Here is a 17,411-nt window from a genome sequence, read left to right on the forward strand (position 1 = left end):
CGGAGCGGGGGTTGGGGTGAGGGTACGGGCCTTATCCCGGGGACCAGCCACCATGCCAATGCTGGGAGATGGCGATCTGCACCGTCCGGCGACTTCGCACCCTCATCCGCCCTTCGGGCACCTTCTCCCGACGGGAGAAGGGGGGCGGTGCAGAGGTTCTTCCTACCCACCGGCATCAGGTCGCCGACGCCGGCGAATTTGACGCGTACATGACGTCTAAGTGATCCTCGCGCGTTGTCCGGGGATCGCCCGGGTGCCCCGCCATTACTGAATACGCAAGGGACTTCTATGAGCGTTGACGCTGCCGCGCCGACATCCGCTTCCACTCCGCCGCCGCCGGCGCCTCCCGAATTCCCCACCTTGCTGGGCCATCCGCGTCCGCTGTGGATGCTGTTCATGACCGAATTCTGGGAGCGCTTTGCGTTCTACGGCATCCGTTGGGCGCTGGTGCTGTACATCGTGGCGCAGTTCTTCGGCGGCGACGCCACCGGCCAGGCGCCGGCAGGTCGAACCTACGGCGCCTACCTGGCGCTCGTGTATGCGGCGGCGATCTTCGGCGGCTACGTGGCCGACCGTGTCCTCGGCTATCAGCGCTCGATCCTGGTCGGTGCGGCGGTCATGGCCACCGGCCTGTTCCTGATCGCCATTCCCGACCAGACCATGTTCGAGATCGGCCTGGCCACGGTGGTGGTCGGCAATGGCCTGTTCAAACCCAACATCTCCACCATGGTGGGCAAGCTGTACTCGGTGGCCGATCCGCGCCGCGACAGCGGTTTCACCATCTTCTACATGGGCATCAACCTGGGCGCGATGATCTCGCCGGTGCTGACCCAACTGCTGGCCGAGAAGGTGTTCGGCACCCAGGCAATGCCCTCCTACAAGATCGTGTTCATGGCCTCCGGCGTGGGCATGCTGATCAGCCTGGTGTGGTTCTGGATCGGCCGCGCCCAGCTCCGCGGCATCGGCGCGCCGACGCCCGACGCGCAGGGCATCGGCCGCGTGCTGATGGTGCTGGTGGGCTGCCTGCTGGCGATTCCGGGCGTGTACTTCCTGCTCGCCGTCGGTGCGGACGTGTTGCAGATCGTGCTGACGGTGCTGTTCATCGGCCTGTCGGTGATGCTGCTCGTCGAGGGCATCCGCGAAGGCAAGGTGCAGCGCGACAAGGTGATCGCCATGCTGATCATCTTCGCGTTCAACGTGCTGTTCTGGATGTTCTTCGAACAGGCCGGCAGCTCGTTCACCTTCCTGGCCGACAACATCGTCAACCGCGACTTCGGTGGCTGGACCTTCCCGACCGCGTGGTTCCAGTCGGTCAACTCCATCGCCATCATCACGCTGGCGCCGGTCGTCGCCTGGATCTGGGTCAAGTCCGGTCGCTTCAATCCGTCGATCCCGCGCAAGTTCGGCCTGGGCCTGATCTTCAACGGCCTGGCCTTCCTGCTGCTGATGTTCGCGCTGTCCAGCCTGGTCAGCGATGCCGGCAAGATTCCGTTCTGGACCTTGTTCATGGTCTACGTGATCCAGTCGGTGGGCGAGCTGTGCCTGTCGCCGATCGGCCTGTCGATGGTGACCAAGCTGGCACCGGTGCGCCTGGTCGGTTTTGGCATGGGCGGCTGGTTTTTGTCCACCGGCATCGGCAACAACTTGTCGGGTATCTTTGCGGGACATGTCAGCGGAAGCGAAGGCATGAGCGTGTCTTCGGCGCTGGGCGGGTATACCTTCGGTTTTTGGGCGCTGCTGGGCGCCGGCGCGTTGCTGTTCCTGATCGCGCCGCTGATCAACAAACTCATGCACGGTGTGAAGTGAGGAGAAACGCGATGCCGATCAAACCGCTTGTCTGTGGCCTATTGCTGACCGGCCTGCTGAGCGCCTGTGGGCAGCCTGACGACCAGCAGCAGGCACCGCGGCCGCTGGATACCTCGATGCAGAAGCCGCCGAGCGCCGATCCCAGCCAGCCGGTGTCCTCGGGCAACACCCCGACCGCCGCAGACATCGCTGCGGCGGCCGCGCTCAATGCGCAGTACGACCCCTCGCGCGACCCGGCCGCGGATCTGGAAACGGCCAAGGTCGAAGCCAAGCGTGGCGGCAAGCGCATCGTGCTGAACGTCGGCAACGCCGCCTGCGAGCCGTGCAAGGCGCTGGACGAGGTGGTGGGCGGCGATGCCGAACTGCGCAGTTTTCGCGATGCGAACTTCGTGGTGGTCAAGGTCAACCGCGATGCGGCCAACGAAAACGCCGCGTTCCTGTCGCAGTTCGCCCAGCTCAACGATTTCCCCTCGCTGCTGGTCCTGGACAACGATGGCAAGTTGCTGACGACCCAGCCGGGCGCGGAGCTGCGCAAGGGCGAGGGATTCGATCGCAAGAAGCTGTTCGACTTCCTCAAGCAGTGGGCGCCACCGCAGGCCTGAGTGGTCTGGCCCGCATGTAAGGCGCGTGTCAGACCAGAGCGCGCTCCTGTGCGCTGGGCTCGCCTCGCAACGTCGCTGCGCGACAAGTGCGCCCCTCATCCGGCGCGATGCGCCACCTTCTCCCGCACGCGGGAGAAGGGAATGCCGTGGCATGCGAGAGAAGGGAATGCCGTGGCACTGGTTCCCCGGTGCAGTGCTCCCTTCCCCCGCTTGCGGGGGAAGGTGCCCGCAGGGCGGATGGGGGGAGCGGACGGGCGAAGCGCCCGCAGTCAGTCCTTGCCGGCCATGCGCGGCAGCCCGTCCTTGGCCAGCGTGTCGATCAGACGTTCCAGCAACTGCTGTTCCTCGGCACTGAAGACCGACATCAGCCGTTGTTCCATTTCGTTGACCAACGGAGCGACGGTCTCGTAGACCTGGCGCCCGGCCGGCGACAGCGCCAGCATCGAACGGCGGCGGTCGTCGCCGTGGGTCTCGCGGCGAATGAAACCCCGCTCCAGCAGCCGGGCCACCGCCCGGCTGACCGCCACCTTGTCCATCGCCGTGCGGTCGGAGACCTCACTGGCCGACGACCCGGGGTACAGCGCCAGGATGGTGATCACGCGCCACTCGGGAATCGCCATGCCGTAACGATCGCCGTATACCTTGGCGATGTTGCTGCTGATGCGATTGGACAGCACGCTGAGGCGATACGGCAGGAACTGCTCCAGGTTGAGCAGCACGGGGTGTTGCGGCGGCTGGGGGGCGTCGAGATCGCTCATGCTGCGCTGTGTCTTGATTTTGGTTTCATTTGCAACTACAAACCGAGGGTGGCCTGCGCATTCTCGCGGGTCTTCTGCCACTCCGCATAGCCCTGCGGACACCCCAGCGTGGAGAAACGACGATGAGCGCACAACCGAACACCACCGCACACCGCCCGGATCCGGGTATGCAGGTCACCACCTTCGACAATCCGATGGGGATCGACGGGTTCGAATTCGTCGAGTTTGCCGCCCCGGCCGGACAAGGTGCGCAACTGCACGACTACTTCCGCAAGATGGGATTCAGCGCGGTATTGCGCCACCGCAGCCGTGCGATCACCGTCTACCGCCAGGGCGGGGTCAACTTCCTGCTCAACGAGGATCCCGATTCGTTCGCCGCCGACTTCGCCGCCGCGCACGGCCCCTGCGCTTGCGGGTTTGCAATCCGCTTCCGCACCCCGGCCGAGACCGTGCTGCAGGCCGTGCTGGGCAACGGCGGCGAAGCGGTGCAGAACAAGCCCGACACGCGTGCGGTGCCGGCGCCGGTGGTCAAGGGCATCGGCGACTGCATGCTGTACCTGGTGGACCGTTACGGCGAGGCAGGCAGCATCTACGACGCCGACTTCGAACCCATCGAAGGCGCCGATCAGCACCCGGCCGGTTTCGGGCTGACCTTCATCGACCATCTGACCCACAATCTGTACTTCGGCAACATGCAGCGCTGGTCGGACTACTACGAGCGCCTGTTCAACTTCCGCGAGATCCGCTACTTCGACATCAAGGGCGCCAAGACCGGGCTGGTGTCCAAGGCGATGACCGCGCCGGATGGCATCGTGCGCATCCCGCTCAACGAATCCTCCGACCCCAAGAGCCAGATCAACGAATACCTGGACGCCTACCAGGGCGAGGGCATCCAGCACATCGCCTGCTTCACCGACGACATCTATACCAGCGTGGAAAAGATGCGCGCCGCCGGCGTGAGTTTCCTGGACACGCCGGACACCTATTTCGATGTGGTGGATCTGCGCATCCCCGCGCACGGTGAAGACGTCGAACGGCTGCGCCGCAACAAGATCCTGATCGACGCCGACCCGGACACCAAGCAACGCAAGCTGCTGCAGATCTTCACCACCAACTGCATCGGCCCGATCTTCTTCGAGATCATCCAGCGCAAGGGCAATGAAGGCTTCGGCGAAGGAAATTTCCAGGCGCTGTTCGAAAGCATCGAGCGCGACCAGATCAAGCGCGGGGTGCTTTGAGGGCGGGGATTGGTGATTCGTCATTCGGGATTCGCTGAAGGCGATACGTCCAGTCGCCACATCGTCGGGAACCGGTTGTCCGACAAGACAACCAAGAAAGACTCACGCAGTTGAAGCCCCTCTCCCGACGGGAGAGGGGTTGGGGTGAGGGTACGGTGGAGCGATGAGAATCAAGCCGCCATTACCCACGGTTGCACTCGCCCACGCACGCGCATTGCGTCGCGACATGACCGACGCAGAGCGCGCACTATGGCGCCGTCTGCGTGGGAATCAGCTCCAAGGCTTCAAGTTTCGAAGGCAGCATCCGATTCCGCTGTACATCGCAGATTTTTGTTGCATTGAAGCCAGGTTGATTGTCGAGTTGGACGGATCGCAGCATCATGCCGTCGGCGACCAGGCAAGAACGCAATGGCTGCAATCGAAGGGTTGGGCGGTGCTGCGCTTTTGGAACAACGATGTACTGTTTTCACTCGATGCGGTGGTCGAGGCGATCTGTCATGTCATTGCGCCGCCGTACCCTTACCCCGACCCCTCTCCGACGTGAGAGGGGCTTGATCCACCCCAAGCCCAGCCTTCTGCGGTCGAGGAGGAGGGTCAACATCCGGACGCGCCACCATGCACAACCCGCAGCACTACATGACCGGCTTCGGCAATGAATTCGCAACCGAAGCTGTGGCCGGTGCCCTACCGGTCGGACAGAACTCGCCGCAGCGCGTGGCGCATGGCCTGTACGCCGAACAACTGTCCGGCACCGCCTTCACCGCACCGCGCGGCGCAAACCGGCGCAGCTGGCTGTACCGCATTCGTCCGGCCGCCGTGCATGGCAGCTTTTCGCTGATCGAGCAGTCGCACGTGCACAACGATTTCGGCAACGGCCCGGTGCCGCCGGACCAGATGCGCTGGAGTCCATTGCCGCTGCCAACCACGCCCACCGACTTCGTCGATGGCCTGTACACCATGGCCGGCAATGGAAGCCCGGAAGCGATGAGCGGCGTGGCAGTGCACCTGTATGCGGCCAACGCGTCCATGCGCGATCGCTTTTTCTACGACGCCGATGGCGAGCTGCTGCTGGTGCCGCAACTCGGCCGGCTGCGCGTGTGCACCGAACTCGGCGTGCTCGAACTGGAACCGCAGCAGATCGGGGTGATTCCGCGCGGCGTGCGGTTCCGGGTGGAGCTGCTCGATGGGCAGGCGCGTGGCTATGTCTGCGAGAACTTCGGCGGCCTGCTGCGTCTGCCGGATCTGGGGCCGATCGGCGCCAACGGCCTGGCCAATCCGCGTGATTTCCAAACCCCATGCGCGGCGTTCGAACAGCGCGAGGGCGCATTCGAACTGGTCGCCAAATTCCAGGGTCACCTGTGGCGCGCGGACATCGATCACTCGCCGCTGGACGTGGTGGCCTGGCACGGCAACTACGCGCCGTATCGCTACGATCTGCGCCGCTTCAATACCATCGGCTCGATCAGCTTCGATCACCCGGATCCGAGCATCTTCACCGTGCTGACCTCGCCCAGCGACACCCACGGCACTGCCAACATGGACTTTGCGATCTTCCCACCGCGCTGGCTGGTGGCGCAGCACACCTTCCGTCCGCCGTGGTTCCACCGCAATGTCGCCAGCGAATTCATGGGTCTGGTGCACGGCGTCTACGATGCCAAGGCCGAGGGCTTCGCGCCTGGCGGGGCATCGCTGCATAACTGCATGAGCGGGCATGGCCCGGATGCGGCCACCTTCGACAAGGCTTCGCAGGCGGATCTGTCGCGCCCGGACGTCATCGCCGACACCATGGCCTTCATGTTCGAGACGCGTGCGGTGCTGCGCCCCACTCGGCAGGCGCTGCAGGCCGCCCACCGGCAGGGCGATTACCAGCGCTGCTGGAATGGCCTGCGCGCCGGCTTCGAGGCGCCCACGACCGACGCGGCAGGCTAGCGGCGGCGATCGAACCCGCTGCGCGGCCGGCCGTGGCGTACAGCGGTGTCCGTAGGCGGCAGTCCATGCCGTCACGATGATTGTGTGGCCAAGCCCGCTTCCCGCCCAGCACTGCATGCAGCAGGCTGGACGGCGTGGTGGTCCCGGCCGTTGCCGATCGCACGCGATGGACGATGGACCACGCGTGTCTGGCCGCATCAGGCCGCCTGCAGCGCCTCGGGAAGCAGCTCGCCGATCCGGATACGCACGCGCTCGGCAGACGCCAGGGTGAGCGCGACCGATGAAGCGACGATGACATCGGCGGCGGCGTGCCGGCCGTGCATGGGCCTGCGCAAGGCAGGGATGCAGGTCCTGCACATCGCTGCGATGCAGCCTGTGTAGGCTGCGCAGAGACATCGGGAGCGAACGCATGATCTTCAGAACGCTGGGCTTGATGGGCATGCTGGCGGCCGTGGCCGGCTGCCATCGCACGGACGACGCGCCCGCGGCGTCGGTGTCGCCCGCACCGGTCGCGTCCGTTGGCGACCAGCCGACCGGAGCGGTGCCTCCGGCGACCGCCCCGGCAGGGACGTTTCCACCGCATCTGCGGCAGGCAGAGACCGCGCTCGCACGGATGGACGGCTACGGCGACCTGCGCCTGGGCATGGATGCAAGCCAGGCTCGCGCGGCCTGGGGCGGCGATCTGCGTGGCGATGCGGCCCCCGACGGTGGTTGCTACCTGCTACGCCCGCAATGGGCCGACGACGCGCGGCGCTTCGGTTTCATGTTCGAACAAGATCGCCTGGTCCGCTATCAGACCAACGAACCGAAGGAACTCGCGCCGGGCGGCGGCCGGGTCGGCATGACGCTGCCGCAGTTGCGCAGCCTGTACCCGGATGGGCTGGAGGCGCAGCCGCACAAGTACGTGCCCGGCGCGCAGACCCTGCGGCATGCCGATACGGCAGCGCGGTCGGCGCTGGTGTTCGAGACCGACGCCGACGGCAAGGTGCTCAGTTGGCGGGTCGGCCTGCCACCGCAGGTGGACTATGTGGAGGGTTGCGGATGAGCGATGTGGCGTGCCCGCGGACCAGTGCGTCGCCACGCCAGCCACGTACGCAGCGCTGGCAACGCCTCACCGGCAACGCCTCACCGGCAACGCCTCACGCCAGCCAGGCGGTACGCGGCACGTGACCTACCGGGTCCAACGCCCGCTCGCAGCGCAATGCCGCGCGGCATTCAGCGCGGATCGGAGGATGGCCGCTCGTGCTGCTTGGCGCTCTCTACATTCTCGCCGACGTCCCCTTGCGTCGTCGGCGTTGGCAAGCCTTCGTTCTCCATCTCGCCGTGGTTGGGGACTTCCGGTCGGTCTTCCATCATCAGCGACAGCGCGGCCTTGGCCATCAGGTGGGCGCTGATCGGCGCGGTGATGAACAGGAACACGGTGATCAGCAGCTCGCGCGGCTGCGGGTCCACGCCCAGGAACAGGTGATATCCCACCGACGCCAGCAGCACGCAGCCCACCCCCAGCGTGCTGGCCTTGGTCGGCGCATGCAGGCGTTTGAAGAAATCCGACAGTTTCACCAGCCCGAACGCACCGATCAGGATGAAGAAGGTGCCCACCAGCAGCAGCGCACCGAGCAGGTATTCGGTCAGCGCGATCATTCGACGATGTCCCGCCGCAACACGTACTTGCTCAACACCACGGTGCTACCGAAGCCGAGCATCGCAATCACCAGCGCGGCTTCGAAATAGATCGGCGAATCCAGATACATGCCCAGCAGCATCAGCTCGGCAATGGCGGTGATCGACAGGGTGTCCAGCGCCAGGATGCGGTCTGGCACCGACGGGCCGCGCAGCAGGCGCCAGAGCGCCATCAGCATGGCCAGGCCTACCGCGTGCATGCACACGACGATGGTCGATTCGATGAACGTGTGACCGGTCATGGAAAGATCTCCATCAGGGGCTTCTCGTAGCGATGCTTGATCTCGGCGATCAAGGCATCGGGATCGTCCAGATGCAGCACATGCACCAGCAGGTATTTGCGGTCGTCCGACAAGGCCGCCGAGACGGTGCCGGGGGTGAGCGTGATCATGCTGGTCAGCGCGGCGATGCCGTGGATGTTGGCGATCTCCAGCGGTACCCAGATGAAACCCGGATGGATACGCGATTCGGGTCCCAGGACCTGCATGGCCACCTTGATGTTGGAGCGCACGATATCGCCGGCGGCCACCAGCAGCATGCGCGGCACCGAGCGCAACGAGCCGATGCGCGCGAATTCGCGGTCCAGCCGTGCAGCGAAAATAGGCACCACCACGCCGAGCAATGCGCCCAATACCCACTGCTGCGGGCCGAAGCTGTCGCTGAGCAGCAGCCAGAACACGAACACCGTCACGCTCAACGGTGCCGACGGAAAGATCCGGCGTCGCCATGACACACGGATGTTCATGGCGCCCTCCTTAGCGGCGCGCTGGCACGCACCTGATCCACATAGGCGCCGGGGTCGCGCAACTGCGCGCCGGCGGCATCGGTGTAGCGCATCAACGGGTCGGCCGCCACCGTCATCGCAACCAGCGCAGTGAGCAGTAACAACGTGGCGGCGGTCTCCACCGGGCGCATGCGGCCACGGCGCTGCGGTTGCAGTTCGGGCGTGTCTTCGGCCGCGACGGGCACCCGCCAGAACAGGCGCACGCCGGCACGGGTCAAGCCGATCACCACCAGCAGGCTGCCTCCCAGAATGGCGCCCCAGACCGGCCCGACCAGACCCTCGGGGACGTGCTGCAGCAACGCGGCCTTGGCCAGGAAGCCGGACAAGGGCGGCAGCCCTGCCACCGCGATCGCGGCGATCAGGAACATCGTGCCGGGAATCGCACGTCCGGGCAGGGGAGCGATGACTTCCTTGCGATCGCTGGCGCTGCCACGGCGTCGCCGGATCAAGTCCGACACCATGAACAGCGCGGCCGCCACGAAGCTGCTGTGCGGCAGGTAGTACAGGCCCGCGCCGAGCGCGCGCGCATCGTCCAGCGAGAAGGCGATGAACAACGTCGCCGCCGAAAACACCACCAGATACGACACCATCACCCGCAGGCGCGATGCCGCCATCACGCCGAAGGCGGCCATCAGCAGGGTCGCGATGCCCAGCCATAGCAGCGCATGCCGGCCAAATCCGTGCAACGCGCCAGCGCCGGCGCCGAACCACAGGCTGGAGATGCGCAAGGTCGCATACAGCCCCACCTTGGTCATGATCGCGAACAATGCCGCCACCGCCGCCGGAGCGCGCGAATAGGTTTCCGGCAGCCACAGATACAACGGCAGCAGTGCCGCCTTGCTGCAGAACACCACCAGCAACACTCCCAGCGTCGCCTTGGCCAGCGGCAGGTCCTGCGCCGGCAGCTCGGCGATGCGTTGCGACAGCTGCGCCATGTTGAGCGTGCCGAAGACGCCGAACAGCAGCCCCAGCGCGATCAGGAACAGCGTCGAGGCGCAGACGTTGAACACCACGTAATGCAGCCCCACGCGCATCTGCAGTCCGCGTCCGCCGCTGAGCAGCAGCCCGTACGAGGCGATCAGCATCACTTCGAAGAACACGAACAGGTTGAAGATATCGCCGGTCAGGAAGGCACCGTTCAAGCCCATCAGCTGGAACTGGAACAGCGCATGGAAATGCGGCGCGCGTCGGTCCCACCCGGCACAGGCATGCAGCAGGCACGCGGCCCCCAGCAGCAGCGTGGTCAGCAGCATCCACGCCGACAGGCGGTCGCCCATCAGCACGATGCCCAGCCGCGCCGGCCAGTTGCCCAGCAGATAGACCAGCACCTGGCCATCGGCCGCGCGCGCGAACAACGCGATCACCGCGATCGCCAGCAGCACCAGGCTGGTCCACGCCACGCTGCGCTGTACGCGCGGCCCATAGCGGCGGTGCTCGACGAACAGCGAGGCGCAGGCGCCCAGCATCGGGATCAGGATCGGCAGGATCAGCAGATGATTCATCGCTGCGCCTCGCGCGTATCCACCCCGGTGGTCGCATCTTCATGCGCGTCCACATGATCGCTACCGTTGTCGCTGCGGCTGCGGATCGCCAGCACCAGGCTGACGGCGGTCATCGCGAATGCAATCACGATCGCGGTCAACACCAGCGCCTGCGGCAGCGGGTCGGTGTAATGCTGCAGGTCCACCGGTACCCCATCGCGCAGCACCGGCGCCTGGCCGCTGCGCAACCGCCCGCCCGCGAAGATCAGCAGGTTGGTCGCATACGACAGGAAGGTCATCCCCAGGATCACGTCGAAGCTGCGCGCACGCAGCAGCAGATAGATCGCCAATGCGGTGAGGACGCCGATCGCGCTTGCCACTGCCAGTTCCATCAATGCTGCTCCGCGGTACGTGTCGAACGCCGGGCAGGATCGATCTCGCCGCGCTGCGAGGTGCGCGTGCGCGACGGTTTGATCGTGCCCATCATCGACAGCATCAACATCGCCGCGCCGAATACCACCAGATACACGCCGATATCGAAGCCCAGCGCGCTGGCAAGTTCCAGCTCGCCCAGCAACGGCAACCCAACCGTGGCATGCCCGCTGCTCAGGAACGGCAGGCCGAACGCCAGCGCTCCCGCGCCGCTGAGCAGCGCACACAGCAGGCCGACACCGATCAGCCGGATATAGTCGAAGCCAAAGCGCGACTCCACCGACGCCGCGCCCTGGATCACGTACTGCATCAGCAACGGCACCGCCAGCACCAGGCCGGCAATGAAGCCGCCCCCCGGGGCGTTGTGGCCGCGCAGGAACAGGAACAACGAGACCGTCAGGGTCAGCGGGAACATGATCTGCGCCAGATCGGCCGGCACCGGCAGCCGGATCGCCGGACCTGGCATGCTGCGCTCCGGCGCCATGCGCGAGCGCCGCAGCAGCGCATGCACCACCAGCCCGGCGATGGCGAACACGGTGATCTCGCCGAAGGTGTCGAACCCGCGGAAATCCACCAGGATGACATTGACCACATTGCGCCCGTACGCCTCCGGCAGCGCGCGCTGCAGCATCTCGCCGGCCACGGTGGGGCTGGGTTGGGTCATCAGCGTGTACGACAGCGCGGCCAGGCCGGCGCCGGCGATCACCGCAAGGGCGACATCGCGCAGCTTGTGCAGCCGCGCCTTCTCGGGCAGCGAGCGCTCGGGCAGGTAGTTCATCGCCAGCAACATCAGCACCAGGGTCATCATCTCCACCAGCAGCTGGGTCAGCGCCAGATCCGGCGCCGACAGGAACACGAAGGTCAGGCTGACCGCCAGCCCGGTGCCGCCCAGGACCAGCACCGCCAGCAGGCGTTGCCGGTACAGGAACAGGCTGCCCAGCGCGCACGCGATCATCAGCAGCCACACCATCCAGCCCAGCAGCGGCATCGGCGCCGGCGCGGGCCAGACCGGCAGCGCGCCACCCTGCAGGAACGGCATCGACGCCACGACTACGGCACTGAGCACCAGCAGCATCAGCATGCGCTGCAAGCTACCGTTGGTGACCGCATCGGTCATGCGCGTGGTGGAGGCGAACAGCGTGCGCAGATTCCAGTGGAACAGCGCCTTGCCGGGCGACCGGTTCTCGATCGCGTGCAGGTCCAGCGTACGGCGCAAGGTCATGTACAGCAGCGTGCCGCCGACGATGCCGGCGATGCTCATCGCCAGCGGCCAGTTGACGCCGTGCCACAGCGCCAGGCTGTAGTCGGGCAGCGCCTGGCCCAGGATGGCGGCGGCCCCGGCGCGCAGCACCGGCGCCACCGTCCACGCCGGTATCACGCCTACCGCCACGCAGATCAGCACCAGCACTTCCACCGGAATCTTCATCCAGCGCGGCGGCTCGTGCGGCGTGGTGTCCAGATCGCGCGGGCCGTCGCCGAAGAAGGTGTCGTGCACGAACCGCAGGCTATAGGCCACGCCCAGCAGACCGGCCAGCAGCGCGGCGATGCTGGCCAGCACACGCATCGACTGCGGCGCGTCGGTTTCCAGCGCCACCGCGAAGAACATTTCCTTGGACAGGAATCCGTTGAGCAACGGAATCCCGGCCATCGCCAGTGAGGCGGTGATCGCCAGCGCACTGGTGAACGGCATCAGACGGCGCAGGTTGCCCAGCTTGCGCATATCGCGCGTGCCGGTTTCGTGGTCGATGATGCCCGCGGCCATGAACAGCGATGCCTTGAACACCGCGTGGTTGAGCAGATGGAACACGCCCGCCACCACCGCCATCGGCGTGGACAGCCCGAACAGCATCGTGATCAGGCCCAGGTGCGAGATGGTCGAGTAGGCCAGCACGCCCTTGAGATCGTGCTGGAAGATCGCGTACCACGCGCCCAGCAGCAGCGTGATCGCGCCGATGCCGGTCACCGTGTAGAAGAACAGGTCGGTCCCGGCCAGTGCCGGGTGCAGGCGCGCCAGCAGGAACACGCCGGCCTTCACCATCGTGGCCGAGTGCAGGTAGGCCGACACCGGCGTCGGCGCGGCCATCGCATGCGGCAACCAGAAGTGAAACGGAAACTGCGCGCTCTTGGTGAAGATACCCAGCAGCACCAGGCCCAGCGCATACGGATACAAGGCGCTGGCACGGAGCGTATCGCCAGCGGCCAGCACCGCATCCAGCTGAAAGCTGCCCACGATACGGCCGATCATCAGCACGCCACCCAGTAACGCGAGCCCGCCGCCGGCAGTCAGCACGAAGGCCATGCGCGCGCCGTCGCGCGCATCCCTGCGATGCGACCAGAAGCCGATCAGCAGGAACGAGCTGATGCTGGTGAGTTCCCAGAACACCATCAACAGCAGCAGATTGCCGGACAACACCATGCCGAGCATCGCGCCCATGAACAGCAGCAGATAGGCGAAGAAGCGCAAGGCGCTGTCGCGCGCGCTCAGGTAGTAGTGCGCATACATCACCACCAATGCGCCGATGCCAAGCACCAGCAGCGCAAACATCCATGCAAGCCCGTCCATCCGCAACGAGAACCACAGGCCGATCTGCGGCAGCCACGCATGTTCGCTGGCGACGATCTCGCCACGCAGCACCGCAGGCGTCAGCCAGGCCAGCACCAGCAACCCGGCCACCGGTGCGGCCGCCGCCACCCATGCGGTGATCGCGCGTGACGTGCGCCAGAGAAGCGCAACGGCCGCCGCCATCAGGAAGGGCAGGCCGAGCAGGATTTCCAACGGAAAAGGCATGCAGGGAACACGAGATTCGCGAGCAGGCCGTCGAGTTTAACAAAGCGTTGATTGACGCTGGCGTCAACGCGGCGCGGCGCAGAGCAGTCGAGCGGTGGCTGCGGCGTGCTGCGCGCCAGCGCGGTGGACTCGGTATGCTGTTCTCACCGCCGCCACCTTCGCTGCCCCTGTGACCGCTGCCGATCCTGCTCCGTCCGCCGCCGTATCCGCGCCCCGCGCCCTGGTGTTCGGCGGTAGCGGCCAGATCGGCGAACGCCTGCTGACCCGGCTGCTGAGTCGCGGCTGGCAGGTCACGGCGTGGTCACGTCAACCGCGCGCGACGCGGACGGGGCTGATCTGGAGACAAGGCGACCTGGCGATGCCTGCGGCAGCAGGTGAGACGTTCGAGGCCATCTTCAGCTGCGGGCCACTGGATCATTTTTCACGCTGGTACGCCGAAAACCCGGTGGTCGCCGCGCGCATCGTCGCCTTCGGCTCCACCAGCGTCGAGGTCAAGGAACATTCCAGCGATCCGGCCGAGCGCGACGTGGCCCAGCGCCTGGCCATTGCCGAGCAAGCGCTGTTCTCCGCGGCGCAGGCGCGCGGCTGCGCCGCCACCGTGCTGCGCCCAACACTGGTCTACGGTGCCGGGCGCGACAAGACGCTGACCCAGATCGCCGGGCTTGCCCAGCGCACCGGCGCCTTCCTGCTGCCCGCCAACGCCACCGGCCTGCGCCAGCCGGTGCATGTGGACGACCTGGCCAATGCCGCACTGGCCGTACTCGGGCAGGTGGCCACGCAGCAACGCAGCTATGCCGTGGGTGGTGGCGAAGTACTGGCCTACACGCAGATGGTGGAGCGGGTACTCGCCGCACTGCCACGACCGGCGCGCCTGTATCAGGTGCCGCCGAGCCTGTTCGGCCTTGCGCTGACCGCTGCCCATCGAATGGGACGCCTGCGCGGCATGAACGCGGCGGCGCTGCAGCGCATGCGCGATGACCTGGTATTCGATCTGGAACCGGCGCGCCGCGATTTCGGTTATGCGCCACGCGCGTTCCGGCCGCTGCCGGAAGAGCTTGGCATCGGCGACTGAGCGTGGCCGACAGAACGTAGCGAGCAGTCGCTCCACGGGCGTGGAAGGCGCGCGCAGAACCGGAGGCAGCGCGCAGTAGCGACGATTCCAGGCGCCGGCTGGAATCAGCTGGCGGTGAGTGCAGCCGTTCTATCGATTGTCCAAGCGGCCGGCAGACTGCCACTGCCTCAGTAACGCCAGCCCAGTTGGCGATAGAGCTTGGCCAGTACCCAGATCGGCCCGATCAGCAGATAGGTCAGGTCGGTGAGAAAGCTCGGTTTGCGCCCTTCGATCTTGTGCCCCACGAACTGTGCGATCCACGCCAGCACGAAGACCGCCAGGCCTGTGGCGAACAGGCCGTCGAGCCCGATCCTGCTCTCGACCAGCCGGCACAGGCAGCCGAAGAAGAAGAAGATCCCCAACATGCCCAGACCCAGCGGGCGCGACAGCCGGTTGTAGTAGGACCATGCCGCGAACATCGTCAGCGCTGCCCAGACCCCGCTGGTGAACCAGGTACCGCCGACCGGAATGCACCACAGCAGGGCCACCACCGACCACAGGATGGCCGGCACCGCCAGCACATGGATCTGCTGGTTGGTGGCATTGCGGTGGTCGTCGGAATAGCTGGCGAAATAACGGTCGATCGGTCGCGCGGTCGTAGTGCGTTCGGTCATGTTCCCTCCCAGGAATGACCCAAGCATACGCGTGCGCACCGCTGCAGTGGTGCGCACGCATCAGCGCTGCCCTGCCGTGCCGTCGGTGGGCGGCACGGCACCGATGCGGTCAGTTGACCGACACCGCGCTCCAGGCGGCCGCCACGGCGCGGTACTGCGTGGAGCTGCTGCCATACAGGTCGGTGGCCGCACTCAGCGTGGCCCGGCGCGCGGCTGCATAGTTGGTGGACGAGGTCATGTAGACCGTGAGCGCGCGGTACCAGATGCGGCTGGCGGCGGCACGGCCGATCGCGGTCAACGCGGTATTGCCATTGCAGACCAGCCCGGCCGGTGTCAGGTTGTAGCTGGTGCCCGCACCGAAACCGCTCGGCACTACTGCACCTTCGGCCAGCAGATAGTAGAAATGGTTCGCCACGCCGGAGCTGTAATGCACATCGATCGAGCCCAGGTTGCTGCGATAGCAGTCCGGCGAATCGCCATCCAGGCTGGGCTTGAACATGTAGCGTAGCGCCAGCGTCCCGCTGCTGTTGCCGGCGATGAGTTTTTCACCGATCAGATAGTTGCCCGGCTGCGCGCTGTTGTTGGCGGAAAACTCCACCATCGCGCCCATGATGTCGGAGGTGGCCTCGTTCAAGCCGCCCGATTCGCCCGCATACACCAGCCGCGCCGAGCGACTGGTCACGCCGTGGGTCATCTCGTGGCCGGCAACGTCCACCGAGACCAGTGGCGTGAACGTGCTGCCGTCGCCATCACCGAAGGTCATGCAGAAACAGCTGTCGGACCAGAAGGCGTTGTTGTAGCGGTTGCCGTAGTGCACGCGGCTGCGCGCACCGCGCCCATCGTTGGCGATGCCGCTACGCGCGTGGATGTTCTTGAAGTAATCCCAGGTCAGCGAGACGCCGTAGTGCGCATCCACCGCCACCGTGGCGGCGTCGCTGTTGGCACCGTTGCCCCAGGCGTTGTCGGCATCGGTCAGCAGCGTGCCGTTGCCGGAGGTGCCGTTGCGCATGGTATAGGTCGCACCGCCACCGCGACCGAGATCGGTCAGCTCGAATCCACTGCTGCACCGCGTGCTGGCCAGCGGTACGCTGCCCGCGTACAGGGCGCGCCCGCTACCGGCTGCGGCGGTGCCGCCCGCGCACGCGGTATGCACCGTATCCCAGGACTCGAGAATGCGCCGATCCACCGCATCGACGATGTAATGCATTTCGGTCGGCGTCTGGTCCGGCTTGATGCCGCTGTAGACCACATCGTAGACCAGGCGTGGCGCTCCCTGGCGCGCATAGATCGCCAGGCTGGCACGCGGTGCTGCGTCCTGCGCCACGTCGAATTGCGCAGAGGCCACGCGTAACGCAGTGGCGGCATCGATCCCGGGTACGAGGCTGGGGCGCAACGACGTATCCAGGGTCTGGCTCAGCTGCCGCATCACCCCGCGGCGCGAATGCACCACCACATCGCCGCCGATCACCGGCAGGCCCTGGTAGGTACGATCGAAACGCACATGCTCGCTGCCATCGGCATCGACGATGCTGTCGCGCGCGATGAAGACATCGGCAGGTGCACGATTGGCCAGGGCCGAGGCGGTGTTGCCCAGCAAGCCCTGCGCACGCGAGACCGCCGCGTTGGCAGACAGATCCGCCGCAGTGGCGGCAGCAGAAAACGACAGCGCGCAGCAGATGGCCGCGCCCAACAGATGGAATTGCATGACGACTCTCTCCCAGAACGTGCAATGCAAGAAGCCGGCGGGATACCACACCAGCGCCGGTCGCGATCGGCAGCAGCTGCCGGCAGACAAGCTGGCACACTCCAGAACGGGGAAGTAGTAAAAGTTACAGCCGTCTTACGATCTGTGCGCACGGCCACCTTGTGCTGCGGAAGCCCATCGCAGAGCGGGCAGGTTTGCGCGCCACGGCGGCGGGCAAATACATCGTTATCTGTACCGCTAGCAGCTGCACACCCGGCGCGGCGCCTACCCGCAGCGATTGGTCCGGGGCAGCCTGCCGTGCGCGCAACATCAGGGAGTGGTAAAAAAAAACCGGCCAGAGGACTGACCGGCTTTCATCATCACTTTGCTGCGGCGTCAGCGGCCGCCGATGGCGACCTTCTGCTGTTGGTCCTGCATTTGTTGCTGTTGCGTCTGACCGGCGAGCAGTCATGACAGCGTCAGCGTCATGCGACGCCGTATCTC

At 66.1% G+C, this 17,411-nt stretch carries 17 protein-coding genes; 7 read left to right on the top strand and 10 right to left on the bottom strand.

Translation table 11 applies throughout. The annotated features are described in order from the left end of the window. Positions 1-288 precede the first annotated feature (288 nt). Both LL964_RS04065 and LL964_RS04070 read left to right on the top strand, forming a co-directional pair. Positions 289-1,806 (top strand): peptide MFS transporter, encoded by a 1,518-nt coding sequence (locus LL964_RS04065; protein WP_104586145.1) that lies wholly within the window; start codon positions 289-291, stop codon positions 1,804-1,806. An 11-nt stretch (positions 1,807-1,817) separates the two neighbouring features. Then, a complete protein-coding gene (locus tag LL964_RS04070; protein ID WP_104586143.1) occupies positions 1,818-2,408 on the top strand; it encodes a thioredoxin family protein in 591 nt (196 codons plus the stop codon). 269 nt (positions 2,409-2,677) lie between these two features. On the opposite strand, the gene LL964_RS04075 is transcribed toward LL964_RS04070, so the two are convergent. Beyond that, complete coding sequence (locus LL964_RS04075) at positions 2,678-3,166, bottom strand: MarR family winged helix-turn-helix transcriptional regulator (RefSeq protein ID WP_104586141.1); 489 nt, start codon at positions 3,164-3,166, stop codon at positions 2,678-2,680. 122 nt (positions 3,167-3,288) lie between these two features. On the opposite strand from LL964_RS04075, the gene hppD reads away from it, so the two are divergent. The 3 genes from hppD to hmgA all read left to right on the top strand — a co-directional run bounded on the left by hppD (position 3,289) and on the right by hmgA (position 6,333). Then, positions 3,289-4,404 carry a 4-hydroxyphenylpyruvate dioxygenase gene (gene hppD / locus LL964_RS04080; protein WP_208621394.1) on the top strand — a complete coding sequence of 372 codons (1,116 nt, stop codon included), beginning with the start codon at positions 3,289-3,291 and terminating at the stop codon, positions 4,402-4,404. Positions 4,405-4,567: 163 nt separating this feature from the next. Continuing rightward, complete coding sequence (locus tag LL964_RS04085; RefSeq protein WP_104586137.1) at positions 4,568-4,948, top strand: endonuclease domain-containing protein; 381 nt, start codon at positions 4,568-4,570, stop codon at positions 4,946-4,948. A 71-nt stretch (positions 4,949-5,019) separates the two neighbouring features. Next, on the top strand, positions 5,020-6,333 hold the full coding sequence (gene hmgA, locus LL964_RS04090) for a homogentisate 1,2-dioxygenase (protein ID WP_104586135.1): 1,314 nt from the start codon (positions 5,020-5,022) through the stop codon (positions 6,331-6,333). Between the two features lie 197 nt (positions 6,334-6,530). Here hmgA and LL964_RS20065 read toward each other — a convergent pair whose 3' ends face one another. After that, positions 6,531-6,656: a hypothetical protein gene (locus LL964_RS20065; RefSeq protein ID WP_255626112.1), complete on the bottom strand. Its 126-nt coding sequence runs from the start codon at positions 6,654-6,656 to the stop codon at positions 6,531-6,533. 110 nt (positions 6,657-6,766) lie between these two features. On the opposite strand from LL964_RS20065, the gene LL964_RS04095 reads away from it, so the two are divergent. After that, a complete protein-coding gene (locus LL964_RS04095; RefSeq protein WP_425478144.1) occupies positions 6,767-7,378 on the top strand; it encodes a lectin in 612 nt (203 codons plus the stop codon). 170 nt (positions 7,379-7,548) lie between these two features. Here LL964_RS04095 and LL964_RS04100 read toward each other — a convergent pair whose 3' ends face one another. The 6 genes from LL964_RS04100 to LL964_RS04125 are packed head-to-tail and all read right to left on the bottom strand — an operon-like array spanning position 7,549 to position 13,498. Then, entirely contained in the window at positions 7,549-7,974 is a 426-nt protein-coding gene (locus LL964_RS04100) for a Na+/H+ antiporter subunit G (protein ID WP_104586131.1), read from the bottom strand. Continuing rightward, on the bottom strand, positions 7,971-8,255 hold the full coding sequence (locus tag LL964_RS04105) for a K+/H+ antiporter subunit F (protein WP_104586129.1): 285 nt from the start codon (positions 8,253-8,255) through the stop codon (positions 7,971-7,973). Before LL964_RS04105 ends, LL964_RS04100 begins: the two co-directional genes overlap by 4 nt. Further along, positions 8,252-8,758 (bottom strand): Na+/H+ antiporter subunit E, encoded by a 507-nt coding sequence (locus LL964_RS04110; protein WP_104586127.1) that lies wholly within the window; start codon positions 8,756-8,758, stop codon positions 8,252-8,254. The genes LL964_RS04105 and LL964_RS04110 overlap by 4 nt, the downstream gene beginning before the upstream one ends. Continuing rightward, complete coding sequence (locus LL964_RS04115; RefSeq protein ID WP_104586126.1) at positions 8,755-10,299, bottom strand: monovalent cation/H+ antiporter subunit D; 1,545 nt, start codon at positions 10,297-10,299, stop codon at positions 8,755-8,757. Before LL964_RS04115 ends, LL964_RS04110 begins: the two co-directional genes overlap by 4 nt. Then, entirely contained in the window at positions 10,296-10,670 is a 375-nt protein-coding gene (locus tag LL964_RS04120) for a Na+/H+ antiporter subunit C (protein WP_104586124.1), read from the bottom strand. The genes LL964_RS04115 and LL964_RS04120 overlap by 4 nt, the downstream gene beginning before the upstream one ends. Continuing rightward, entirely contained in the window at positions 10,670-13,498 is a 2,829-nt protein-coding gene (locus tag LL964_RS04125; protein WP_104586123.1) for a monovalent cation/H+ antiporter subunit A, read from the bottom strand. Before LL964_RS04125 ends, LL964_RS04120 begins: the two co-directional genes overlap by 1 nt. Before the next feature lie 169 nt (positions 13,499-13,667). On the opposite strand from LL964_RS04125, the gene LL964_RS04130 reads away from it, so the two are divergent. Beyond that, positions 13,668-14,570, top strand: coding sequence for an NAD-dependent epimerase/dehydratase family protein (locus tag LL964_RS04130; protein WP_104586122.1), 903 nt, complete (start codon positions 13,668-13,670; stop codon positions 14,568-14,570). A gap of 167 nt (positions 14,571-14,737) precedes the next feature. Here the strand turns inward: LL964_RS04130 and LL964_RS04135 are convergent, their stop codons facing one another. Together LL964_RS04135 and LL964_RS04140 are read right to left on the bottom strand one after the other, a co-directional pair. Next, entirely contained in the window at positions 14,738-15,223 is a 486-nt protein-coding gene (locus tag LL964_RS04135) for an Mpo1 family 2-hydroxy fatty acid dioxygenase (RefSeq protein WP_104586120.1), read from the bottom strand. 109 nt (positions 15,224-15,332) lie between these two features. Continuing rightward, entirely contained in the window at positions 15,333-16,928 is a 1,596-nt protein-coding gene (locus LL964_RS04140; RefSeq protein ID WP_104586119.1) for a M4 family metallopeptidase, read from the bottom strand. Between the last annotated feature and the right edge of the window lie 483 nt (positions 16,929-17,411).

Source organism: Xanthomonas melonis (genome assembly GCF_020783655.1).
Lineage (GTDB): Bacteria > Pseudomonadota > Gammaproteobacteria > Xanthomonadales > Xanthomonadaceae > Xanthomonas > Xanthomonas melonis.